The following is a 21,994-nucleotide window of genomic DNA, read 5'->3' as shown; positions in this document are numbered from 1 at the left end:
GGGCCGACCTTATGCAGGCCGGCCCCGGTTGGCTAGATGGCTAACCCAACCTTTTTGGTTGTTTTCAGCTACCCATCTTCTTTTCGAGGTTTTCGACGATCGCTTCGAAGAAGCCTTCGGTCGTGAGCCAGTTCTGATCGGGGCCGATCAGCAGCGCCAGATCCTTGGTCATCTTGCCGCTTTCGACCGTCGCGACGCAGACCTTCTCCAGGTCGTCGGCGAACTTCACCACCTCGGGCGTGCCGTCGAGCTTGCCGCGATGCTTGAGCCCGCCTGTCCAGGCGAAGATCGACGCGATCGGGTTGGTCGAGGTCGCCTTGCCCTGCTGGTGCATGCGATAGTGGCGGGTGACGGTGCCGTGCGCGGCTTCGGATTCGACCGTCTGGCCGTCGGGGGTCATCAGCACGCTGGTCATCAGGCCCAGCGAGCCGAAGCCCTGCGCGACGGTGTCCGACTGGACGTCGCCGTCGTAATTCTTGCAGGCCCAGACGAACTTGCCCGACCATTTCAGTGCCGATGCGACCATGTCGTCGATCAGGCGATGCTCATAAGTGATGCCGGCTTCGTCGAACTGCGCCTTGAATTCGGCGTTGAACACTTCCTCGAACAGGTCCTTGAAGCGGCCGTCATAGGCCTTGAGGATCGTGTTCTTGGTCGACAGATACACCGGCCACTGGCGCGCGAGGCCGTAGTTCAGGCTGGCGCGCGCAAAGTCGCGGATCGAATCGTCGAGGTTGTACATCGCCATCGCGACGCCCGACGACGGGAACTGGAACACTTCCTCGTCGATCAGCGTGCCGTCCTCGCCCTCGAACACCAAGCGCAGCTTGCCGGGGCCGGGGACACGGAAGTCGGTCGCGCGATACTGGTCGCCGAACGCGTGGCGGCCGACGACGATCGGGTCGGTCCAGCCGGGAACGAGACGCGGGACATTCTTCATCACGATCGGTTCGCGGAAGACGACGCCGCCCAGGATGTTGCGGATCGTGCCGTTCGGCGATTTCCACATCTTTTTCAGGCCGAATTCCTCGACGCGCTGTTCGTCGGGAGTGATCGTCGCGCACTTCACGCCGACGCCGTGCTTCTTGATCGCATTGGCGGCATCGACCGTGATCTTGTCGTCGGTCTGGTCGCGCATCTCGATGCTGAGATCGTAATAATGGAGGTCGACGTCGAGATAGGGGAGGATCAGCCGTTCGCGGATCCATTGCCAGATGATCCGCGTCATTTCGTCGCCATCGAGTTCGACGACCGGGTTGACTACCTTGATCTTGCCCATGCTGCTGCCTTTTTCCTTGGGGAGTCGGATTGCTTGGCGCCTTAGGCAATGCGGCGCGATTGTTCAACTGCCGGTGGAACTGCCCCGATACCTTATCCATTGTCAGGTGTTGGAGCGCACCCTAGAAGAACCGCCATGTCCACCATCATCTCTTCCAACCGCCCCGGTGGCGGTATCAAATGGCACTGGCCGTCGATCCATCCCGAAGGCCGCAAGTTCCTTTTGATCGCGGGTATCATCACCCTCTGTTTCTGGCTGCTCGGCTGGGAAATCCTCGGCTGGTTGATGCTGGGCGTGACCGTCTGGGTCGGCGCCTTCTTCCGCGACCCCGAACGCGTGACCCCGACGAGCGGCGATGTCATCATCGCGCCCGCCGACGGGCTCGTGACCCAGATCGCCGAAGTGCCGCCGCCGCCCGAGATTGCCGGCCTCGACGGGCTGGGCGATGCGCCGATGCTGCGTGTGTCGATTTTCATGAGCGTCTTCGACGTCCACATCAACCGCACCCCGGTTGCGGGCACGCTGCGCAAGCTCGTCTATATCCCCGGCAAGTTCCTGAACGCCGACCTCGACAAGGCGAGCGAGGAAAATGAACGCCAGCATTTCGTCGTCGAGCGCGCCGACGGGGTACGCGTCGGCTTCACCCAGATCGCCGGCCTCGTCGCGCGGCGCATCATGCCCTTCGTCACCATGGGCAACGAACTCGCCACCGGCCAGCGCGTCGGGCTCATCCGTTTCGGCAGCCGCGTCGATGTCTACCTGCCCGCGGGCACGACGCCGCAGGTGCTGCTCGGCCAGCGCACCCTCGCCGGCGAGACGATCGTCGCGCGGATCGGCAAGGCCGAGATGATCGACGGCGTCGGTCAGTAAAATGACGGAGGACGAGCAGGTCATTCCCGACGCCGCGGGGCGCCGCATTGCCGGGATCAGCCTGCGCGCCTTCGCGCCCAACGCGATTACCATCCTCGCGCTATGTTCGGGGCTGACCGGCGTCCGCTTCGCGATCGGCGGCGAATGGGCTGCGGCGGTCACAATGGTCATCGTCGCCGGGGTGCTCGACGGCATGGATGGGCGCATCGCCCGTTTGCTTCGCGCCCAGAGCAAATTCGGCGCCGAGCTCGATTCGCTGTCCGACGTGATCGCCTTTGGCGTCGCGCCGGCGATGATCCTCTTCCTCTGGTCGCTGGCCGACGCGCCCAAATTCGGCTGGACCGCGGCGCTGGCCCTCGCCGTGTGTTGCGCGCTGCGCCTTGCGCGCTTCAATTCGCGCCTGGATGCCGATTTCCAGCCGCACAAGTCGGCGGGCTTCATGACCGGCATTCCGGCGCCCGCGGGGGCGGGGCTGTCGTTCGTCCCCGTCTATCTGTGGCTGGTGACCGGGAACGACCTGTTTCGTGAATGGTATGTCGTCATGCCCTGGGCGCTCGCCGTCGCCATGCTGATGATTTCGGCGATCCCGACCTATAGCTGGTCTTCGATCCGGCTTCGCCGCTCGTGGCGTATCTTCGCGCTGGCCGGCGTCGGCCTGCTCGGCGCCGCGCTCGTCACCGCGCCATGGCACACGTTACTCGCGGTGTGCGCCCTCTATATGGCGATGTTGCCTTTCGGCATCGCGAGTTACGCGAAGGTCAGGCGGCGCGGCTGAGTGCCGGCTGCATGCGAACGGCAGCGCGGATCGGGCGCGCGGCGTCGTGGCGCGCTGGCGAACGGCGCAGCGTTATCTTTTGCGGAGCGGGTCCTGCCTGCGGCGCGGCTTCGACGGGGAATGCGCCTTCGCCGAGCAGCGCCGAGAGAATCGCATTCTCGTTATTCTTGAGCATGGCCAGGATCACCGTGACGCCGAGTCCGGCGGCGATGGCGAAAAGGAGAGCGGCTGCGACCTGAACCATGATCTTGTCCTTCCGGCTTCATTATGCGAAACCCCTGTTGTTGGGACGTGTCCTTGGGACGGCTTCGCTTGGCTCTTCGTTCCATGTTCCCGTTTTGTTCTCAACCGTTTTGCGACGAACGGAGTCAGTTTGTCGCCGGGTTGAGGCGCGCGCGTGGTGGTTCTTCGTCGCAAAAATGGGCGTTCACCCCTTGCTTTTGACAGCCAAGGCGGCTAACGGCCCGGCCATTCCACATGGAAGGCGCACATAAACCGGTGCCGGATCGTCCGCTTGCGGACCTTCGGTTCTTGCTTTCCAGAGGACCAACCGGAAGGAGAAAGACTATGGCGGCACCTGTCGTCACGATGCAGAATCTTATCGAGGCTGGCGCCCACTTCGGCCACCAGACCCACCGCTGGAACCCGCGCATGAAGCCGTATATTTTCGGTGCGCGTAACGGCATCCACATTCTCGACCTGTCGCAGACCGTGCCGCTCTTTGCGCGCGCGCTCGACTTCATCGCGTCCTCGTCGGCTGCCGGCGGCAAGGTCCTCTTCGTCGGCACCAAGCGCCAGGCGCAGGGTCCGATCGCCGACGCCGCGCGTGCTTCGGGCCAGCACTTCGTCAACCACCGCTGGCTGGGCGGCATGCTCACCAACTGGAAGACGATCTCGAACTCGATCAAGCGCCTCAAGACGCTCGAAGAGCAGCTCTCGGGCGACACCTCGGGTCTCACCAAGAAGGAAGTGCTCAATCGCACCCGCGAACGCGACAAGCTCGAAATGTCGCTCGGCGGCATCCGCGACATGGGCGGCATTCCCGACGTGATGTTCGTGATCGACGCGAACAAGGAAGAGCTGGCGATCAAGGAAGCCAACGTCCTTGGCATCCCCGTCGTCGCGATCCTCGATTCGAACGTCTCGCCCGACGGCATCGCGTTCCCGGTTCCGGCGAACGATGACGCTGCCCGCGCGATCCGCCTTTACTGCGATGCGGTTGCCCAGGCGGCAACGCGTGGTGGCCAGCAGGCCCGCGCGAACCGCGGCGAAGATCTCGGCGCTGCCGTCGAGCCCGTCGCCGAAGCGGCGCTGACCGAAGAAGCGGCTCCCGTCGCTGAAGAAACCCCGGCCGTCGAAGCCGCTCCCGTCGTCGACGCCGCTCCGGTGACCGAGGACGAACAGGTCCCGGCCGAAGCTGCTGCCGAAACCGAACGCCAGAGCGACGCCTGAGCGCGCCTGAATGACGGGGCGGCGTGCTGCGAACGGCAGCCGCCGCCCTCGGTCATCGTTTTGACTTATCGCGCCGCCACGCGTGCGGCGCAGCAGTCCCGTTTCACGGATTGCTCCACATTGGAAAGGATCACCCATGGCTGAAATTACGGCCGCTCTCGTCAAGGAACTGCGCGACCGCACGGGCGCAGGCATGATGGATTGCAAAAAGGCGCTCGCCGAAAATGGCGGCGACATCGAAGCGTCGATCGACTGGCTGCGCACCAAGGGTCTCGCCGCCGCCGCCAAGAAAGCCGGCCGCGTTGCCGCCGAAGGCCTCGTTGGCGTCGCCACCGACGGCAACCGCGGCGCGATGGTCGAAGTGAACAGCGAAACCGACTTCGTTGCCAAGAACGAGCAGTTCCAGGGCTTCGTCCGCGACGTGACGCAGGTCGCGCTCGCCGGCAACATCGCCGACATCGACGCGCTGGGTGCGTCGGCCTATCCGGCCGGCGGCACCGTCGCCGAAGCGCTGACGCAGAATATCGCGACGATCGGTGAGAACCAGTCGTTGCGCCGTTCGGCGATCGTCTCGGTCAACTCGGGCGTCGTCACGGGTTATGTCCATAACGCCGCCGCTGCGGGCATGGGCAAGATCGGCGTGCTGATCGCGCTCGAATCGACCGCCGGTGCCGACGTTCTCGAACCGCTCGGCAAGCAGCTGGCGATGCACGTCGCCGCCGCCAACCCGCTGGCGCTGAACGGCGACGATCTCGACGCCGACATGGTCGCGCGCGAGCGTGCGATCGCCGAGGAAAAGGCCGCCCAGTCGGGCAAGCCCGCCGAAATCGTCGGCAAGATGGTCGATGGCGCGATCGCGAAGTTCCGCAAGGAAAACGCGCTGCTGTCGCAGCTGTTCGTGATGGACGGCAAGACCCCGGTCGCCGAAGTCGTCGCTGCCGCCGGCAAGGATGTCGGCGCGACGATCACGCTCAAGAGCTTCGTCCGCTTCCAGCTCGGCGAAGGCATCGAGAAGGAAGAAAGCGACTTTGCGGCGGAAGTCGCGGCGGTCGCCGGCGTCTAAAAGAAGCGCGGGATTGGCGCGCCACGGGCGCGGCAGTCCGCTTGGCAATGGCGCGTACTCTGACTAGGGTGCGCGCCATTCGCTTATTCATCGATCACATGAGGTTCCCCCGATCATGGCTCTGCCCGGCATGAAACGAATTTTGCTGAAACTGTCGGGCGAGGCGCTGATGGGCTCGAGCGCCTTTGGCATCGACCCCGAAACGGTCGCGAGTATGGCCGCCGAGGTCAAGGAAGCCAAGAATCGCGGGCTCGAGATCTGCCTCGTCATCGGCGGGGGCAACATCTTCCGCGGCATGGCGGGCGCCGCCAAGGGCATGGACCGCGCGCAGGCCGACTATATGGGCATGCTCGCCACCGTGATGAACGCGCTCGCGATGCAGAATGCGCTCGAACAGCTCGGCGTCGAAACGCGCGTCCAGTCGGCGATCGAGATGGACAAGGTGTGCGAACCCGTCATCCGCCGCCGCGCCGAACGCCATATGGAAAAGGGCCGCGTCGTGATCTTCGCCGCCGGTGTCGGCGCGCCCTATTTCACGACCGACAGCGGTGCGGCGCTCCGCGCGGCCGAGATGAAGTGCGATGCGCTGCTCAAGGGCACCAGCGTCGACGGCGTCTATAATGCCGATCCGAAGAAGGATAAGTCGGCGGTTCGCTACGAAACGCTCAGCTACGACCGCGTGCTCGCCGACAATCTGAAGGTGATGGACGCCAGCGCGGTGGCGCTGTGCCGCGACAACCATATTCCGATCGTCGTGTTCAACATCCGCGAACCCGGCAATCTGGCGCGCGTGCTGGCGGGCGAGGGTGTCTCGACTGTCGTCAGCGACGCCGCCGGGCACGCATAAGAGAGGAAAGACAAATGGCGAAATATGACAAGGCCGACCTCGAACGCCGCATGCACGGCGCGGTCGAAGCGCTGAAGAGCGACCTCTCCGGCCTCCGCACCGGCCGCGCGCATACCGCACTGCTCGATCCCGTGACGGTCGAGGTCTATGGTGCGCATATGCCGCTCAACCAGGTCGCCTCGGTCAGCGCCCCCGAACCGCGGATGCTGACGGTGCAGGTGTGGGACAAATCGAACGTCGGCCCCGTCGACAAGGCGATCCGCTCGGCCGGGCTTGGCCTCAACCCGATCGTCGATGGCCAGCTTCTCCGCCTGCCGATCCCCGAAATGACCCAGGAACGTCGCAAGGAGCTGTCGAAGCTCGCGGGCCAATATGCCGAAAAGGCGCGCATCGCGGTGCGCAACGTCCGCCGCGACGGCATGGACAATCTGAAGGCCGACGAGAACAAGAAGGAAATCAGCGAGGACGAGCGCAAGCGCCACGAAACCGAGGTGCAGAAGCTGACCGACGCGACGATCGCCGAACTCGATGCCGCGGCGACCGCCAAGGAAAAGGAAATCCTGGGCTAGTGCTGTCCGGCGCATTCCTCTCAGCCGTTCGGGCTGAGCCTGTCGAAGCCCCGTCCTTTTCTTCAAGAAAGAACGGCCCCCTTCGACTGACTTGTCAGTCGCTCAGGACAGGCTTCGACAAGCTCAGGGCGAGCGGATTTTTAGGTTTATCCCGTGTCCAATAGCCACCACGGCGCGCGCCATGTCGCTATCATCATGGATGGCAATGGCCGCTGGGCCAAAAAGCGCCTGCTGCCCCGCGTCGCCGGTCACAAAGCCGGGGTCGAGGCGGTGCGGACCATCGTCCGCGCCGCGGGCGACCTCGGGATCGAGGCGATGACACTTTACGCCTTTTCGTCCGAAAACTGGAAGCGGCCCGAGGAAGAAGTCAGCGACCTGATGGGGCTGATGAAGCGCTTCATCCTGAGCGATCTCGACGAATTCGCCTCGAACGACGTGAAGCTCAAGGTCATCGGCAATTGGCGCGCGCTCGCGCCCGATGTCGTGGGGCTGATCGAGAATGCGCTCGAGCGCACCGCAGGCAACAAGCGCACGACGCTGGCGGTCGCGCTGAACTATGGTGCGCAGGACGAACTGGTCCGCGCCGCCACCGCCGCCGCCGCACAAGGTGCGATCACCGAGGATGCGATCGCGGCGCATCTCGACACCGCCGACATGCCGCCGCTCGACCTGCTCATCCGCACATCGGGCGAAGTGCGGCTGTCGAACTTCCTGCTGTGGCAGTCGGCCTATGCCGAACTCTATTTCACCGACATTTTGTGGCCCGATTTCAAACCGGCCGATCTGAAGGCGGCGCTCGATCATTTTGCACGGCGCGATCGCCGTTACGGGGGACTCTAGGGCATGGCGACGGCGGGTAAATCGGATCTGTGGGTGCGGGTTGGGTCGGCGATCGTGCTGTTCGCGATTGCGGGCACCGCGCTGTGGTTCGGCGGCCTCGCTTTCGGCCTGTTGCTGCTGGTCGGCGGTGCGCTCGTCATCGTCGAATGGCTCGCACTGGTCCGCGCGATGGCGATCGGCGGCGGCGCGAAAGCCGCGCTGACCGCGCTCGGACCGATCCTCATCCTCGGCGCGATGGCGGGGCTGTGGTTCATTCGCGATCATCTCGGCGTCACCGCCGCGCTCTGGGTCTTCGGCATGGTCTGGGCGACCGACATCGGCGCTTATTTCGCCGGCCGCGCCTTTGGCGGCGCGCGGCTTGCGCCGAAGATCAGCCCGTCGAAGACATGGTCGGGACTGGTCGGCGGCATGGTCGCCGCGCTGATCGCCAGCGCGACGATCGGCGACCGCGCGGGCATCGTCGGCGTGCCGTTGTGGATCGGCCTGTTCATGGGGCTGCTCGCGCAGCTCGGCGACCTCGCGCAAAGCTGGATGAAGCGCCGCGCGGGGGTCAAGGATTCGGGCAAGCTCATCCCCGGCCACGGCGGCCTGTTCGACCGTGTCGACGGTGTGCTGCCGGTTGCGCTGCTTCTCGGCGCGCTCGCGTTTGCCGGGCAGATAACCATACGGGCGGTGAGCTGACATGACCCGCGCCCTCTCGCTTTTCGGGGCCACGGGATCGGTGGGGCAATCGACCCTCGATCTCGTCCGCCGTGATGGCGAGGCTTGGCGTGTCGGCGTGCTGACGGCGAACAGCGATGTCGCCGAACTGGCGAAGCTCGCAAAGGAATTCCGTCCCGACATCGCCGTGATCGCTGACGAGACGCTCTACGGCGCGCTGAAAGATGCGCTCACCGGCACCGGCATAGAAACTGCGGCGGGCGCTGAGGCGCTGGTTGCAGTCGCCCGGCAGCCAACCGACCTTGTGATGGCGGCGATCGTCGGCACCGCGGGCCTTGCGCCGACGATGGCGGCGCTCGAGGCGGGGCATGACGTGGCGCTTGCCAACAAGGAGGCGCTCGTTTCGGCGGGCGAGCTGATGACCGCCGCCGCACGGGCGTCGGGTACGACGCTGCTGCCCGTCGACAGCGAGCATAACGCCATTTTTCAGTGCCTCGCTGGCGGCCGGATCGATCAGGTGCGCCGCATAATCCTGACCGCCAGCGGCGGGCCGTTCCGCACCATGAGCGCCGCCGACATGGCGCGCGTCACCCCGGCGCAGGCGGTCGCGCATCCCAATTGGTCGATGGGGGCCAAGATCAGCGTCGATTCGGCAACGATGATGAACAAGGGCCTCGAACTCATTGAGGCGCATCATCTTTTTCCTGTCGGGCTCGACCGCATCGAAATCCTTGTCCACCCGCAATCGGTGATCCACAGCCTCGTCGAATATATCGACTGCTCGACGCTGGCGCAGCTCGGTTCGCCCGACATGCGTATCCCGATTGCGAGCGCGCTCGCCTGGCCGCAGCGGATGGCGACGCCGTGCGCCCCGCTCGACCTCGCCACCATCGCGCGGCTCGATTTCGAAGCACCCGACGAGGTGCGTTTCCCCGCGACCGCGCTCTGCCGCGCCGCGATTGCCGAGGGCGGCGCGCGCCCGGCGCAGCTCAACGCTGCGAACGAGGTGGCGGTCGCCGCCTTCCTCGCCGGCCGCATATCCTTCCCCGCGATCGTCGATACGGTGCGCCGCGTGATCGATGCCGCGGAACCCACAGCGCCCTCATCGCTTCAGGACATATTCAGCGTCGATGCCGCATCCCGCGCGGCTGCCCAACGCTTTGTGGACCAATATGAACATGCTTGAGTCACCCGGTTTCGCCTTTACCGTGCTTGCCTTCCTGCTCGTGCTCGGGCCGCTCGTGTTCGTGCACGAATATGGCCACTATATTGTCGGCCGCTGGTGCGGGGTGAAGGCCGATACCTTCTCGATCGGCTTCGGCCGCAAGATCCTCGGTTGGACCGACAAGCGTGGCACCGAATGGAAGATCGGCTGGCTTCCGCTCGGCGGCTATGTCCAGTTCGCGGGCGATCGCGACGCGGTCAGCCAGCCTGACGCGACTTGGCAGCAACTGCCCGCCGAGCAAAAGTCGCACACCTTCCCGGCGCAACCGGTGTGGAAGCGGTCGCTGATCGTCGCCGCGGGGCCGGTCACCAATTTCCTGTTCGCCATCCTGATCCTCGCCGGCTTCGCGTGGGCGGGGGGCAAGCCGGTGACGCCGCCGGTCGCGGGCGGGATCGAGGCGGGATCGGCCGCTGCTGCCGCGGGACTGCGCACCGGCGACCGGATCGTCGCGATCGACGGCCGGCCGATTTCGGTATTCGGCGATATTTCGATGGCTGTCGCGCATCGCCCGGGCGAGGCGATGCAGGTGCGCGTCGCGCGCGGCGAAAGCGCACGCATGGTCGAGCTGACCCCGCGGTTGGTCAAAGCGAAAGATCCGTTCGGCAAGGAGTTTGAACGCGCGATCATCGGTCTCGCGCCGCCGCCGGTGCAATTGCAGCCGGTATCATTACTCGAAGCGCCCGCGGTCGGGCTTCACCAGACCTGGCAGATCGTCCGCCAGACAGGCGAGGTGCTCGGCCAGTTCCTTACCGGCCGCCGTTCGATCAAGGACATGAACGGCCCGGTCAAGATCGCCGAGATTTCGGGGCAGGCGGCCACGCTGGGGGTGGCGTCGCTCATATTCTTCATCGCGCTGATTTCCATCAATCTGGGGTTCATCAACCTCTTGCCATTGCCCATGCTCGATGGTGGTCATTTGCTATTCTACGCCTATGAAGCGGTCCGCCGGCGCCCCGCGCCGCTGCAGGTGCAGGAATGGGCGTTCCGATTCGGCTTCGCGGCCGTGGTCACGCTGATGCTGGTCGTAACTTTCAACGATTTGGGCTCATTGGGCCTGTGGGACGGGATCGCGCGCTTGATTGGCTAGCGAGTCTGGGGCAGGGAGTGCGCGCTGACCGCTGACAATGGGGGTTGGACGCTTTTGAGTTATTTTTTCGGGATGAACAGCGTGGCTTCACACAAATTCTCGGCGCGGACACAGCTGTCGGCCCTCCTTATGGCAGGAACGATGCTCGGGGCGCCGGTGATGGCGCAGGACGTTGCGCCGCCGGTCGTTCCCGCTCCCGCTCCCGAAGCGGTCCCGACCGCGACGACCATCCAGTCGATCACGGTCGTCGGCAACCAGCGGCTCGAGGCGCAGACGATCCTGTCGTACCTGCGCCTGCGCGTCGGCCAGGCCTACGATCGCTCGATCCTCGACCAGGCGCTGAAGGACCTCGCCGCGACCGAGCTGTTCAAGGATTTCCAGATCACCGACAATGCCGGTGCGCTGACGATCCAGGTCACCGAGAACCCGGTGATCAACCGCGTTATCCTGGAAGGTAATAAGCGCCTCAAGGAAGACAAGATCCGGCCCGAGATAAAACTTGCGCCGCGCCAGATATTCACCCGCTCGAAAGTCCGCGCCGACGTCGCGCGCATCATCGAACTCTACAAGCGCCAGGGCCGCTTCGCGGCGACCGTCGAGCCGAAGATGGTGTCGCTCGACCAGAACCGCGTCGATGTCGTGTTCGAAATCAACGAGGGACCGAAATCGAAGGTTCGCCAGATCAATATCATCGGCAACGAGAAATTTGGCGACGGCGACCTCAAGGACGAGATGGCGACCAAGGAGTCGGGCCTGCTGACGATCCTGTCGTCGAACACCAGCTACGACCCCGACCGCCTCGCCTATGACCAGCAGAAGCTGCGCCTCTTCTACCTCGCGAACGGCTATGCTGATTTCCGCGTCATCTCGGCGGTGGCGGAACTGACCAGCAACAAGCAGGACTTCATCATCACCTATGTCGTCGAGGAGGGCGAACGCTACAAGTTCGGCAACATCGACGTGAAGAGCGAGCTGCGCGATTTCCAGCCCGAAATGCTGCAAAAACTGCTGCCGATGAAGAAGGACGACTGGTATGACGCCAAGCTCGTCGAGGATACGGTCGAAAGCCTCAGCGAGACCGCCGGCCTGTTCGGCTATGCCTTTGCCGACATCAACCCCGAATTCCGCCGCGACCCCGAAACCCGCACGATGGCGATTACGTTCAACGTCGCCGAAAGCCCGCGGACCTATGTCGAGCGGATCGACGTCAACGGCAACACGCTGACCCACGACAAGGTCGTGCGCCGCGAGTTCCGACTGAACGAGGGCGACGCCTTCAACAGCTTCGGCATCAAGCGCACCGAGAACCGCATCAACAGCCTCGGTTATTTCCAGGAAAATCTGGAGATCGAGCGCAAGGAAGGCAGCGCCCCCGACCGCATCATCCTCGAAACCAATGTCGAGGAAAAGCCGACCGGCGAACTGTCGCTGTCGGCGGGTTTCTCGTCGATCGAGAATTTCCTGCTCCAGGCGTCGATCCGCCAGCGCAACTTCCGCGGCCTCGGCCAGCAGTTGCAAGCGTCGGTCAACTATTCGAGCTATTCGAAGTCGATCGAACTCGGCTTCACCGAACCCTATTTGTTCGACCGCAATATCTCGGTCGGCGGCAGCGTCTATCGCCGCGACTTGAACTCGTTCAACTTCATCAACAACGACCGCCGGACGACGTTCCAGCAGGTGACGACGGGTTTCCAGCTTAACGCCGGCGTGCCGCTGACCGAATTCCTGTCCTTCTTCGGGCGCTACAGCCTGAACTATGACGATGTGACGCTCGACAAGTCGATCTATTATTTCGGCAATGATTGCGACCCGCTCGTCGCCGGCCGCTACCTGTGCGACGCGATCGGCACGCGGACGACGTCGCTGATCGGCTATACGCTGGCCTATGACGACCGCGACAACCGCCTGCGCCCGACGCGCGGCCAGTCGGCGTCGCTCAGCCAGGATTTCGCCGGCCTCGGCGGCAGCGTCAAATATGTTCGCACGCGCGCCAACGCGTCGAAGCATTTCAACCTCGGCAGCCGCTTCATCCTGAACATCTCGGCCGAGGGCGGTTATATCTATCCCTTCGGCAACGCGCCGACGCCGACGAGTGACAAGGTTCGCCTGACCGACCGCTTCTTCCTTGGCGAACCGCAGATGCGCGGCTTCGACATCCGCGGCATCGGGCCGCGCGTCATCCGTTATGGCAGCGTCGACCTCACCGATCCCGCGAACCCGATCCTCGATACCACGACCAACGATCGCGGGCAGATCGACGATGCGCTCGGCGGCCGCGCCTATTACCAGGGCCGGATCGAGCTCGATATTCCGCTCGGCACCGGAGCGAAGGAATTGGGGCTGCGGCCGTCGATCTTCGTCGATATCGGCTCGGTGTTCAGCGTGAAGCGCCCGACGTTGACTACGCTCGCGAACTTTAAGGATCCGACCGACAATCTGACCAAATATCTGTGCCGGAACGCCACCACCGGGCAACAGGTCTTTGCCACCGAAACCACGTCAACCGACGCGACGACCGGCGTCGTCACCGGCACGGGGCAGTACACGACCTGCGGAACCGGATTCTCGCCGCTGGCGCCGTTCGAGGAACGCTTCTTCGGCGACACGTGGATGCCGCGCGTTTCGATCGGCGCCGGGGTCAACTGGAACTCTCCGTTCGGTCCCTTCCGGATCGACTTCGCTTACGCCCTTCGCAAAGAAGAGGGCGATGATACCAAACGCTTCTCATTCAACGTAGGAACCCAATTCTGATGAAGAAAATTCTAGTCGCTTCGGCGCTGGCGATTGCCACGCTGACGGTTTCGCCCATCCTGTCGGCTCCGGCTTTCGCGCAGGCAAAGGGTGTCGGCGTTGCCGACGTTCGCGTCGCCGCCGCCCGTTCGAACGCTTTCCAGACCGCGTCGACGCAGATCGAAACCACCTACAAGGCACAGATCGATCAGCAGCAGTCGCGCGGCCAGACGCTGCAGGCCGAAATCAACGTCCTGATCGCCAAATATAACGAAGAGGCGAAGAAGACGCCGGCGAACCAGGCCGCGCTGCAGGCCGCGGCCAAGGCCGTCCAGGACAAGCGCCAGGCCGCGCAGACCGAACTGGGCCAGATCGGCGCGCCCGTCGATCTCGCCATCGCTTATGTCGAGGATCAGATCAGCGTTCGCATGAACGAGGCGATCAAGGCGGCGATGACCGCGAGGAAGATCGACGTGCTGCTCAACCCCGACGCGGTGATGGCGCGTGAGAATAACGTCGACATCACCGACGCGGTCGTCGCCGAACTCAATCGCATCCTGCCCAACGTGTCGACCGCGGTGCCCGCGGGTTACCAGCCGGGCCAGCTCGTCCAGCAGCGCAACCAGCAGCTGATGGATCAGGCGCGCGCGGCGCAGGGTACCCCGAAGCCGGCGACCCCGGCACCGACGGGCACCCCGCCGACGACCCGCTAAATCGATGACGGAAGGGGAAAAGTCGGGCGGGGCGTTGGGTCCGGTGGATATTCGCCGGATTCTGACGCTGTTGCCGCATCGTTATCCGATGCTGCTCGTCGACCGGGTGGAATCGATGGTGAAGGACACCTCGATCCACGCGGTCAAGGCGGTGACGATGAACGAGCCCTTTTTTCAGGGGCATTTCCCCGGCCGGCCGATCATGCCCGGCGTCCTCATCGTCGAGGCGCTGGCGCAGGCCGGGGGCATCCTTGCGATTGAATCGCTCGGTCTCGGTGGTTCGGGCAAGCTCGTTTATTTCATGGGCATCGACGGGGTGAAGTTCCGCAAGCCTGTGGAACCGGGCGTTTTGCTCGATCTCCACGTCACGATCCTTCAGGCAAAGCGGAATATCTGCAAGTTCGAAGGCCGCGCGATGCTGGGCGATCAACTGGCGACTGAATGCCAGTTCACCGCGATGATCGCCGACCCGCCGAGCGACTAGAAGCGACCACTCCTTCCATCGTCACCCCGGACTTGATCCTGGGTCCACGACTTCAGCGCCGGCATGGATCCCGGATCAAGTCCGGGATGACGAGGTGAGGGGTGTTGCATTTTCCACGATTCGCCGTTAGGGGCCACCGCTTCGCGAGCCCCACAGCGGGGAAAGCACAGACTCGGCTGCTGGTCGGTAACCAGCGGCACAGGAGCTTAAGAGATGAAAAAAGACATTCACCCCGCTTATCACATGATCACGGTCAAGATGACCGATGGCACCGAATATCAGACGCGCTCGACCTGGGGCAAAGAGGGCGACACGATGACGCTCGAAATCGACCCCACCGCGCATCCGGCATGGACCGGCGGCCACGGGCGGATGCTCGACGCGGGCGGCCAGGTCGCGAAGTTCAACAAGCGTTTCGGTGGGCTGACGCTCAAGCGCTAACCCTGAACAAGCCCCTCCTCTGAAGAAGAGGGGCTTAAGAGCCCAGAACCTTTGCGAGCGCGCTTTGCCATCCGGCGAGGCGCGTTTTGCGTTTGTCGGTGTCCAGCGCGGGCGTGAAGCGCGTTGCGGTGCCGCGCATCGCCTTGGCGGCGCTTGCGAGGTCGGCATAGAGCCCTGCGCCGGTCGCCGCGAGCATCGCCGCGCCGAGCGCGGTGCTCTCGACGAAATCGGGCCGCTCGACGGTCAGGTCCAGCATGTCGGCCAGGTCCTGCGCCATCCAGTCGTTCGCGGCCATGCCCCCATCGATCCGCAAATCGGCCCAATCGACACCATCGGCGGCAAAGGCCGATTTGAGGTCGTGCGCCTGATAGGCTTGCGCTTCCAGGGCCGCGCGTGCGACATGCGCCTTGGTGCTCGCGAAGCTCAGGCCCGATAGCGCCGCGAGCGCATCGGGCCGCCAATGCGGTGCGCCGAGCCCGGTGAGGGCAGGGACCAGATAGACCCCGCCATTGTCGGCTACCGACCGCGCCAGCCCCTCGCTCTCGCCCGCATTGGCGAGCAGACCGAGCCCGTCGCGCAGCCATTTGATCAGGCTACCCGCGACGAACACCGATCCCTCGAGCGCATAGCTGCGAACATCGCCTTCCTGCACCAGCACGGTCGCGAGCAGGCGGTTCGTCGAATGCGGGCGCGTGGTGCCGCTCGCCGAGAGGATGAAGGCGCCGGTGCCGAAGGTCGCTTTGGTCTGCCCCGGCGACAGGCACGCCTGCCCGATCGTCGCCGCCTGCTGGTCGCCCGCTATGCCGCAGATCGGGATCGCGCCGCCGAACAGCGCCGGAACGGTCGTGCCGACGCGGGTGGTGCATCCGGTGATCTCGGGCAGCAGGGTCATCGGCACGCCGAGCAGTTCGCACAGGTCCGCGTTCCAGCCGCCCGCGCCGTTGATGTCCATCAGCAAGGTGCGCGATGCGTTGGTCGCGTCGGTGATATGCACGCCGCCGGTCAGGCGAAAGACCAGGTAGGATTCGATCGTCCCGACCGCGAGCCGCTCGCCCGCGTCCTTGAGCTGCGGCCAGTTCTTGAGCGCCCAGCCGATCTTGCTTCCCGAAAAATAGGGATCGAGCAGCAGGCCGCTTTTTGCCTGCACCGCTTCCTCATGCCCCGCTTCTTTCAGCGCCGCGCAATCGGCGGCGGTGCGGCGGTCCTGCCACACGATCGCCGGCGCCAGCGGTTCGCCCGTCGTGCGGTCCCAGAATACGACAGTCTCGCGCTGGTTGGTGATGCCGATCGCGGCGATCCGGTCGGGCCCGCCCGCCTTCGCGATCATCGCGCGGGTGCAGGCGAGGGTGGCGGTCCAGATTTCGGCGGCATCGTGCTCGACGAGCCCGGGGCCGGGGTAATGCTGCCGGAATTCGCGCTGCGCGCTACCCAGCGGGGTGCCGTCGGCGGCAAAAAGCATCGTGCGGGTCGAGGTGGTTCCCTCGTCGATGACGATGATCTTTTCGGTCAAAGCGCTACCCCTCATTCGTTCGTCCCCGGACTTGACCCGGGGTTGTCGAAGCACCGTTCTTCTTTCCCCTAGTGATGAAGAAAGAACAGCCCTTCGACAAGCTCAGGACGAACGGATTGGGGAGCGCGCTAACGAACGTCACGCAATAATCTTGCAATCCCGCGCAACCCATGCCATATGTTGTGCAGCGCAGCATGGCGGGGTCACCCGCCGTAACCACCGGCAGCGTGATTTTCCCGTCCAAATCAGGCGCGGGACGAGCCGGACCAGCGCTTTGTCCCCAGAGGCACCCTTTCACGCGGGTCGTTTCGAACCCGCGGCCCGTGCGCCGTCCGTTCGATCCGAACGGATGCGCCTGCGCGTCGCTCATTGTGAGTATTTTATGACGACTTTTAACGACTTTGGCCTGCACGCCGACATCAATCGCGCGCTTGCCGCCAAGGATTATACCGTCCCGACCCCGATCCAGATGCAGGCGATCCCGCCGCTGATGAAGGGCCGCGACCTGTGCGGTATCGCGCAGACCGGCACCGGCAAGACCGCCGGTTTCTCGCTGCCCTCGATCCATCACCTTCTGACCTATCCGCATCGCTCGACCCCGCGCGGCTGTCGGATGCTCGTCCTCGCGCCGACGCGCGAGCTCGCTGCGCAGATCGCGCAGAGCTGCCGCGACTATGGCCGCTTTACCAAGCTCAGCGTCACGACCGTGTTCGGCGGCGTGCCCATCAACAAGCAAATCCGCGACCTCTCGGGCGGCGTCGACATCCTCGTCGCGACCCCGGGCCGCCTGCTCGACCTCATCGACCAGCGCGCACTGCGCCTCGACGATGTCGAAATCTTCGTCCTCGACGAAGCCGACCAGATGATGGACATGGGCTTCATCCACTCGCTGCGCCGCGTCGCCAAGCTGCTGCCGTCGCGCCGCCAGAACCTGTTCTTCTCGGCGACGATGCCGAAGGAAATCGCTGGTTTGGCCGAGCAGTTCCTCAACGATCCGGTCACCGTGTCGGTCACGCCGCAGGCAACGACGGTCGAAAAAATCCGCCAGTTCGCGACCTTCGTCGAACAGAAGGAAAAGCAGGCGTTGCTTCACTCGGTGGTCGCCAGCGAAGACATCGACCGCGCGCTGATCTTCACCCGTACCAAGCATGGCGCCGACCGCGTCGTGCGCCACCTTGCGGGCGCGAACATCAAGGCGATGGCGATCCATGGCAACAAGAGCCAGTCGCAGCGCACCCACGCGCTGCAGGCGTTCCGCTCGGGCGACATCAAGCTGCTCGTCGCGACCGACATTGCCGCGCGCGGCATCGACGTGTCGGGCGTCAGCCATGTCATCAACTTCGAGATCCCGAACGTGCCCGAACAATATGTCCACCGCATCGGCCGCACCGCGCGCGCCGGCGCCGAGGGCAAGGCGATCAGCTTCATCGCCCCCGATGAGCGTCCGTACATGAAGGACATCGAACGCGTCACGCGGAGCAAGTCCGAACCGATGCCGCTGCCCGAGAATTTCAACGAGATGGTGCGCAACCTGCCCAAGCCCGTTGCGGGCCCCCGCGACACCGGCAGCCAGGGCCGCGACCCCAATCGCCAGCGTCAAGACGCGCACCGTCAGCGCGATGGCGGTCAGCCGCGCGGCGAACGCGGTCCGCGCCGTGATGGCGCAGCAGCCGGCGAAGGCGCCGAGGGCCAGCGCAAGCGCCGCTTCCGCCCGCGCAACAAAAGCGTCGGCGCGCACAAGGGCGCGGTGAAGCGCGTCGGTTGACGCGCTAAACAAATCTCTCATTACGCTCGTGCTGAGCTTGTCGAAGCACCGTCCTTTCCTTAGGCATCATGCAAAGGAAGAACGGCCCTTCGACAGGCTCAGGGCGAGCGGATGTTGATTGGGCCGCTTCCTATATAAGGGGAGCGGTTGATGGCGGACGGCGAAGCAGAGGTAGCACCGATCGATAGCCGGCAGAGCGAACGCAAGGTCATCCTCGCGTCCTCGCTCGGCACGGTCTTCGAATGGTATGATTTCTACCTCTACGGCCTGCTCGCGACGATCATCTCGGCGCAATTCTTTTCGGGCGTCAACGAAACCACCGGCTTCATCTTCGCGCTCGCGGCCTTTGCCGCGGGTTTTGCGGTAAGGCCGTTCGGCGCGCTCGTGTTCGGGCGCATCGGCGATCTCGTCGGGCGCAAGAACACCTTCCTCGTCACCATGGGCCTCATGGGCCTCTCGACCTTCCTCGTCGGCGTCCTGCCCAGCTATGCGTCGATCGGCGTCGCGGCACCGATCCTCCTCGTCTTCCTGCGCCTTGTCCAGGGCCTTGCGCTCGGCGGCGAATATGGTGGCGCTGCGACCTATGTCGCCGAACATGCGCCCGAGGGAAAGCGCGGCCTCTTCACCAGCTTCATCCAGACCACGGCGACGCTCGGCCTGTTCGCGGCGCTGGGCGTCGTCATCGTCATCCGATCGGCGATCGGAGAGGCGGCGTTCGCCGACTGGGGCTGGCGCATCCCCTTCCTCATCTCGGTGATCCTGCTGGGCGTGTCGCTGTGGATTCGCCTCCAGCTCGAGGAAAGCCCGGTCTTCAAGCAGATGAAGGAAGAGGGCACGACCTCGAAGGCGCCGCTGACCGAGGCGTTCGGGCGCTGGGCGAACCTCAAATGGGTGATCGTCGCGCTCTTCGGCGCGGTCGCGGGACAGGCGGTTGTCTGGTACGCCGGGCAATTCTATGCGCTCTTCTTCCTCGAAAAGACGCTGAAGGTCGACGGCGCGACCGCGAACATATTGATCGCCATCGCACTCGCGCTCGGCACGCCCTTCTTCATCTTTTTCGGCTGGCTCAGCGACAAGATCGGGCGCAAGCCGATCATCCTCGCGGGCTGCGCGCTCGCGGCGCTGACCTATTTCCCCGCGTTCCATATGCTGACGACAGCGGCCAATCCGGCGATGGCGAAGGCGCAGGCAAGCGCGGCGGTGACGGTCAATGCCGATCCCGGCGCCTGTGCCTTCCAGTTCGATCCGGTGGGCAAGGAGAAATTCGAAAGCACCGGCTGCGACATCGCCAAATCGGCGCTCGCCAAGGCGGGCGTCAGCTACACGAGCGTCACCCGCCCGCGCCGCACCGGCGAAGCCGCCGACGTGTGGATCGGCAATCGCGTGCTGGTCGCGCCCGAACCCTGGCGGCTTGCCGAGGAAGATCGCGCCGCGGCTGCCGAGGCTTTCCGAAAGGAGCTCGCGGCCGCGACTGCCGACGCGGGCTATCCGGCCAAGGCCGATCTTGCGGCGATGAACAAGCCGCTCGTCGTCGCGATCCTCTTCTACCTCGTCCTGCTCGTGACGATGGTCTACGGCCCGATCGCGGCGCTGCTCGTCGAGCTCTTCCCCAGCCACATCCGCTACACCGCGATGTCGCTGCCCTATCATATCGGCAACGGCTGGTTCGGCGGTTTCCTGCCGACGACGGCGTTCGCGATGGTCGCGGCGACGGGCAATATCTATTATGGCCTCTGGTATCCGGTCACTGTGGCTGTGATCACCCTCATTGTCGGCCTCCTGTTCCTGCCCGAAACCTTCCGGCGCAAGATCCACGAATAGCCCGGCATTGACGAAAAAGGTCCGCGCACTAGGGTTGCAGCGGACAAAAGGTGGGGTGAGATGGCCAATATCGACGACGACGATTTCGAACCGTTGCCGCCGCGGCGACCGCTGTTCCGGCGCAAGCGGGTGCTGATCCCGCTCGGGCTTATCGCTGCAATCCTTGCCGCCTTTCTGCTGCTCCGTACCTCGGACACCGACCGCGACGAAATGATCGCCAAATATGGCGGGCCGAACGCGACCTTCGTCGCCGGCCCCGCGGGCCAGCGCGTCCATTACCGCGACCAGGGCAAACGCGATGGTCCCGCGATCATCCTGATCCACGGCGCGAACAGCAGCCTCCACACCTGGGAACCGCTGGTGCAGCGGCTCGGCGGCACCTATCGCATCGTCACCCTCGACCTGCCGGGCCATGGGCTGACCGGCGCGACTCCCGACACCGACTATTCGGCCGCAGGCATGATGGCGGCGGTCGACGTCGTCGCGGCCAAGCTCGGACTCGACCATTTCGTCCTCGGCGGCAATTCGATGGGCGGCTGGGTCAGCTGGCGCTATGCGCTTGCCCGCCCCGACCGCGTCGACGCGCTGCTACTCCTCGACGCCGCGGGCATGCCGCTGCGCAAGGGGGAGAAGGCGCCGCCGTCGAACATCGGTTTTCGTGTCCTCGAATATCCGTTCGGGCGCTGGCTCGCGACGCAGATCACGCCGCGCTCGCTGGTCGAAGAATCGCTACGCGGGTCGGTCGCGAAACAGGGAATAGTCGATGACGCGATGATCGACCGTTATTGGGAATTGCTTCGCTTTCCCGGCAATCGGGAAGCGACGGTGCTGCGCGCGCGGATGGACCGCGAACCCGCGATGGCGGCGCGTGTCGGCGAGATCAAGACGCCGACCCTGATCCTGTTCGGCCAGAAGGACCGGCTGATCAACGCCAGCGCGGCGCAGACCTTCCACGAACGGATCGCCGGATCCGAAGTCGTGCTGCTCGACAAGATCGGCCATTTGCCGATGGAGGAAGCGCCCGATGCGACCGCGGCGGCGATCGCCGACTTTCTCAAGCGGCGGCTTGTTGCGCCGTCCCCGAAATATCTGGCGCCGACTGGTCCAGAAACGCGCTGAGCCGCGCCGAAACGGCGGCGGCATGGGTGAAGGGGAAGAGGTGCGATCCCGGCACCACCTCCAGTAGCGCGCCGTCGATCTGATCGGCGAGCATCTGGCCATAGCAGGCCGGCATGACGCCATCCTGTTCGCCCATCAGTACCAGCGTCGGGAGGCTCTTCAGCCCGGGCAAGAAACCCATGCTGGTCCACCCCGCCATCGCGGCGGTCTGGTAAGCGATGCCAAGCGGCGTCGCGGTCTGGATCTTGAGCCCGCTCGCCAGCATATCGTCATCGAACAGCGCCGCCCAACCGATTCCCGGCGCCCCCATGACGGGGGTCGTTGCCATCAGCACGAGGCTGCGAACGCGGCCCGGAAACTGGATCGCGATCTGCTGCGCCAGCGCGCCGCCCCAGCTGAACCCGGCCAGGTCGACCAGCTTGTGGCCGAAGCGGTCGGCGATCTCCATCACCACCGCCGCGATCGTCGGCGCAGCGTAAGGAAGCAGCGCGTCGGGCGAGCCGCCGACGCCGGGCATGTCGAGCGTCCAGACCTCGCGCCCGTGCATTTGCGCGAGCAGCGGCGCTGCGGCCGCCATATCGGCGCCAATGCCGTTCAGGAACAGCAAAGGCGTGTCCCCGGACCCTTCGCGCCAGCGCGCGACACGCAGCGATAGACCATAAACATGCTCGGTACTGATGGCCGGCCGGCCGCTGATCCTGCTCATGGCGGCTGCCTTCGCATGTTTCGATGACACGCGAAAGG

At 64.7% G+C, this 21,994-nt stretch carries 21 protein-coding genes; 17 read left to right on the top strand and 4 right to left on the bottom strand.

Going from position 1 to position 21,994, the window contains the following annotated elements; all coding sequences use genetic code 11:
- Positions 1 to 64: 64 nt before the first annotated feature.
- Complete coding sequence (locus tag V6M50_RS00655) at positions 65 to 1,279, bottom strand: NADP-dependent isocitrate dehydrogenase (protein ID WP_332816595.1); 1,215 nt, start codon at positions 1,277 to 1,279, stop codon at positions 65 to 67.
- A gap of 135 nt (positions 1,280 to 1,414) precedes the next feature.
- On the opposite strand from V6M50_RS00655, the gene V6M50_RS00650 reads away from it, so the two are divergent.
- A complete protein-coding gene (locus V6M50_RS00650) occupies positions 1,415 to 2,149 on the top strand; it encodes a phosphatidylserine decarboxylase (protein ID WP_332816594.1) in 735 nt (244 codons plus the stop codon).
- A gap of 1 nt (position 2,150) precedes the next feature.
- Positions 2,151 to 2,924: a CDP-alcohol phosphatidyltransferase family protein gene (locus tag V6M50_RS00645; RefSeq protein ID WP_332816593.1), complete on the top strand. Its 774-nt coding sequence runs from the start codon at positions 2,151 to 2,153 to the stop codon at positions 2,922 to 2,924.
- Here V6M50_RS00645 and V6M50_RS00640 read toward each other — a convergent pair.
- Positions 2,908 to 3,168 carry a hypothetical protein gene (locus V6M50_RS00640; RefSeq protein WP_332816592.1) on the bottom strand — a complete coding sequence of 87 codons (261 nt, stop codon included), beginning with the start codon at positions 3,166 to 3,168 and terminating at the stop codon, positions 2,908 to 2,910. The two genes, V6M50_RS00645 and V6M50_RS00640, sit on opposite strands and share 17 nt — an antisense overlap.
- A gap of 323 nt (positions 3,169 to 3,491) precedes the next feature.
- On the opposite strand from V6M50_RS00640, the gene rpsB reads away from it, so the two are divergent.
- From rpsB to rpmE, 12 genes are all read left to right on the top strand, one after another.
- On the top strand, positions 3,492 to 4,376 hold the full coding sequence (gene rpsB, locus V6M50_RS00635) for a 30S ribosomal protein S2 (RefSeq protein WP_332816591.1): 885 nt from the start codon (positions 3,492 to 3,494) through the stop codon (positions 4,374 to 4,376).
- Positions 4,377 to 4,512: 136 nt separating this feature from the next.
- Positions 4,513 to 5,439 carry a translation elongation factor Ts gene (tsf, locus tag V6M50_RS00630; RefSeq protein WP_332816590.1) on the top strand — a complete coding sequence of 309 codons (927 nt, stop codon included), beginning with the start codon at positions 4,513 to 4,515 and terminating at the stop codon, positions 5,437 to 5,439.
- A gap of 115 nt (positions 5,440 to 5,554) precedes the next feature.
- Positions 5,555 to 6,286 carry a UMP kinase gene (gene pyrH / locus V6M50_RS00625; protein WP_332816589.1) on the top strand — a complete coding sequence of 244 codons (732 nt, stop codon included), beginning with the start codon at positions 5,555 to 5,557 and terminating at the stop codon, positions 6,284 to 6,286.
- A gap of 14 nt (positions 6,287 to 6,300) precedes the next feature.
- Positions 6,301 to 6,855, top strand: coding sequence for a ribosome recycling factor (frr, locus tag V6M50_RS00620; RefSeq protein ID WP_332816588.1), 555 nt, complete (start codon positions 6,301 to 6,303; stop codon positions 6,853 to 6,855).
- Between the two features lie 153 nt (positions 6,856 to 7,008).
- Entirely contained in the window at positions 7,009 to 7,695 is a 687-nt protein-coding gene (gene uppS, locus V6M50_RS00615; protein ID WP_332816587.1) for a polyprenyl diphosphate synthase, read from the top strand.
- Between the two features lie 3 nt (positions 7,696 to 7,698).
- Complete coding sequence (locus tag V6M50_RS00610) at positions 7,699 to 8,376, top strand: phosphatidate cytidylyltransferase (RefSeq protein ID WP_332816586.1); 678 nt, start codon at positions 7,699 to 7,701, stop codon at positions 8,374 to 8,376.
- 1 nt (position 8,377) lies between these two features.
- Positions 8,378 to 9,541 (top strand): 1-deoxy-D-xylulose-5-phosphate reductoisomerase, encoded by a 1,164-nt coding sequence (locus V6M50_RS00605; RefSeq protein ID WP_332816585.1) that lies wholly within the window; start codon positions 8,378 to 8,380, stop codon positions 9,539 to 9,541.
- Positions 9,534 to 10,667, top strand: a complete 1,134-nt coding sequence (gene rseP / locus V6M50_RS00600; RefSeq protein ID WP_332816687.1) for an RIP metalloprotease RseP — start codon at positions 9,534 to 9,536, stop codon at positions 10,665 to 10,667. Before V6M50_RS00605 ends, rseP begins: the two co-directional genes overlap by 8 nt.
- A 72-nt stretch (positions 10,668 to 10,739) precedes the next feature.
- Complete coding sequence (gene bamA / locus V6M50_RS00595; protein WP_332816686.1) at positions 10,740 to 13,418, top strand: outer membrane protein assembly factor BamA; 2,679 nt, start codon at positions 10,740 to 10,742, stop codon at positions 13,416 to 13,418.
- Positions 13,418 to 14,110, top strand: coding sequence for an OmpH family outer membrane protein (locus V6M50_RS00590; protein WP_332816584.1), 693 nt, complete (start codon positions 13,418 to 13,420; stop codon positions 14,108 to 14,110). The genes bamA and V6M50_RS00590 overlap by 1 nt, the downstream gene beginning before the upstream one ends.
- Before the next feature lie 4 nt (positions 14,111 to 14,114).
- Positions 14,115 to 14,594 carry a 3-hydroxyacyl-ACP dehydratase FabZ gene (gene fabZ / locus V6M50_RS00585; protein ID WP_332816583.1) on the top strand — a complete coding sequence of 160 codons (480 nt, stop codon included), beginning with the start codon at positions 14,115 to 14,117 and terminating at the stop codon, positions 14,592 to 14,594.
- A 213-nt stretch (positions 14,595 to 14,807) separates the two neighbouring features.
- Positions 14,808 to 15,035 carry a 50S ribosomal protein L31 gene (gene rpmE / locus V6M50_RS00580; protein ID WP_332816582.1) on the top strand — a complete coding sequence of 76 codons (228 nt, stop codon included), beginning with the start codon at positions 14,808 to 14,810 and terminating at the stop codon, positions 15,033 to 15,035.
- A gap of 34 nt (positions 15,036 to 15,069) precedes the next feature.
- Here rpmE and V6M50_RS00575 read toward each other — a convergent pair whose 3' ends face one another.
- On the bottom strand, positions 15,070 to 16,545 hold the full coding sequence (locus V6M50_RS00575) for a glycerol kinase (RefSeq protein ID WP_332816581.1): 1,476 nt from the start codon (positions 16,543 to 16,545) through the stop codon (positions 15,070 to 15,072).
- Positions 16,546 to 16,927: 382 nt separating this feature from the next.
- Between V6M50_RS00575 and V6M50_RS00570 the strand changes: the two genes are divergently transcribed.
- From V6M50_RS00570 to V6M50_RS00560, 3 genes are all read left to right on the top strand, one after another.
- Entirely contained in the window at positions 16,928 to 18,310 is a 1,383-nt protein-coding gene (locus V6M50_RS00570; protein WP_332816580.1) for a DEAD/DEAH box helicase, read from the top strand.
- 150 nt (positions 18,311 to 18,460) lie between these two features.
- Entirely contained in the window at positions 18,461 to 20,131 is a 1,671-nt protein-coding gene (locus V6M50_RS00565) for an MFS transporter (protein ID WP_332816579.1), read from the top strand.
- Between the two features lie 60 nt (positions 20,132 to 20,191).
- Complete coding sequence (locus tag V6M50_RS00560; protein ID WP_332816578.1) at positions 20,192 to 21,250, top strand: alpha/beta fold hydrolase; 1,059 nt, start codon at positions 20,192 to 20,194, stop codon at positions 21,248 to 21,250.
- On the opposite strand, the gene V6M50_RS00555 is transcribed toward V6M50_RS00560, so the two are convergent.
- The gene (locus V6M50_RS00555) at positions 21,186 to 21,956 is read right to left on the bottom strand and encodes an alpha/beta fold hydrolase (protein WP_332816577.1); all 771 of its coding nucleotides are present in this window, start codon (positions 21,954 to 21,956) and stop codon (positions 21,186 to 21,188) included. The genes V6M50_RS00560 and V6M50_RS00555 overlap by 65 nt on opposite strands.
- Positions 21,957 to 21,994 lie beyond the last annotated feature (38 nt).

This window comes from Sphingopyxis sp., assembly GCF_036675685.1.
In the GTDB taxonomy this organism is placed as follows: Bacteria; Pseudomonadota; Alphaproteobacteria; order Sphingomonadales; family Sphingomonadaceae; genus Sphingopyxis.
This window is presented reverse-complemented; position numbering and strand designations above follow the sequence as displayed.

Coding starts and splice junctions, on each gene's coding strand:
- frr (WP_332816588.1), top strand. CDS start 6,301: ATGGCGAAATATGACAAGGCCGACCTCGAACGCCGCATGCACGGCGCG.
- V6M50_RS00555 (WP_332816577.1), bottom strand. CDS start 21,956: ATGAGCAGGATCAGCGGCCGGCCGGCCATCAGTACCGAGCATGTTTAT.
- V6M50_RS00640 (WP_332816592.1), bottom strand. CDS start 3,168: ATGGTTCAGGTCGCAGCCGCTCTCCTTTTCGCCATCGCCGCCGGACTC.
- V6M50_RS00650 (WP_332816594.1), top strand. CDS start 1,415: ATGTCCACCATCATCTCTTCCAACCGCCCCGGTGGCGGTATCAAATGG.
- V6M50_RS00565 (WP_332816579.1), top strand. CDS start 18,461: ATGGCGGACGGCGAAGCAGAGGTAGCACCGATCGATAGCCGGCAGAGC.
- V6M50_RS00570 (WP_332816580.1), top strand. CDS start 16,928: ATGACGACTTTTAACGACTTTGGCCTGCACGCCGACATCAATCGCGCG.
- V6M50_RS00645 (WP_332816593.1), top strand. CDS start 2,151: ATGACGGAGGACGAGCAGGTCATTCCCGACGCCGCGGGGCGCCGCATT.
- rpmE (WP_332816582.1), top strand. CDS start 14,808: ATGAAAAAAGACATTCACCCCGCTTATCACATGATCACGGTCAAGATG.
- pyrH (WP_332816589.1), top strand. CDS start 5,555: ATGGCTCTGCCCGGCATGAAACGAATTTTGCTGAAACTGTCGGGCGAG.
- V6M50_RS00610 (WP_332816586.1), top strand. CDS start 7,699: ATGGCGACGGCGGGTAAATCGGATCTGTGGGTGCGGGTTGGGTCGGCG.
- V6M50_RS00590 (WP_332816584.1), top strand. CDS start 13,418: ATGAAGAAAATTCTAGTCGCTTCGGCGCTGGCGATTGCCACGCTGACG.
- tsf (WP_332816590.1), top strand. CDS start 4,513: ATGGCTGAAATTACGGCCGCTCTCGTCAAGGAACTGCGCGACCGCACG.
- rpsB (WP_332816591.1), top strand. CDS start 3,492: ATGGCGGCACCTGTCGTCACGATGCAGAATCTTATCGAGGCTGGCGCC.
- fabZ (WP_332816583.1), top strand. CDS start 14,115: ATGACGGAAGGGGAAAAGTCGGGCGGGGCGTTGGGTCCGGTGGATATT.
- V6M50_RS00605 (WP_332816585.1), top strand. CDS start 8,378: ATGACCCGCGCCCTCTCGCTTTTCGGGGCCACGGGATCGGTGGGGCAA.
- bamA (WP_332816686.1), top strand. CDS start 10,740: ATGAACAGCGTGGCTTCACACAAATTCTCGGCGCGGACACAGCTGTCG.
- V6M50_RS00560 (WP_332816578.1), top strand. CDS start 20,192: ATGGCCAATATCGACGACGACGATTTCGAACCGTTGCCGCCGCGGCGA.
- rseP (WP_332816687.1), top strand. CDS start 9,534: ATGCTTGAGTCACCCGGTTTCGCCTTTACCGTGCTTGCCTTCCTGCTC.
- V6M50_RS00655 (WP_332816595.1), bottom strand. CDS start 1,279: ATGGGCAAGATCAAGGTAGTCAACCCGGTCGTCGAACTCGATGGCGAC.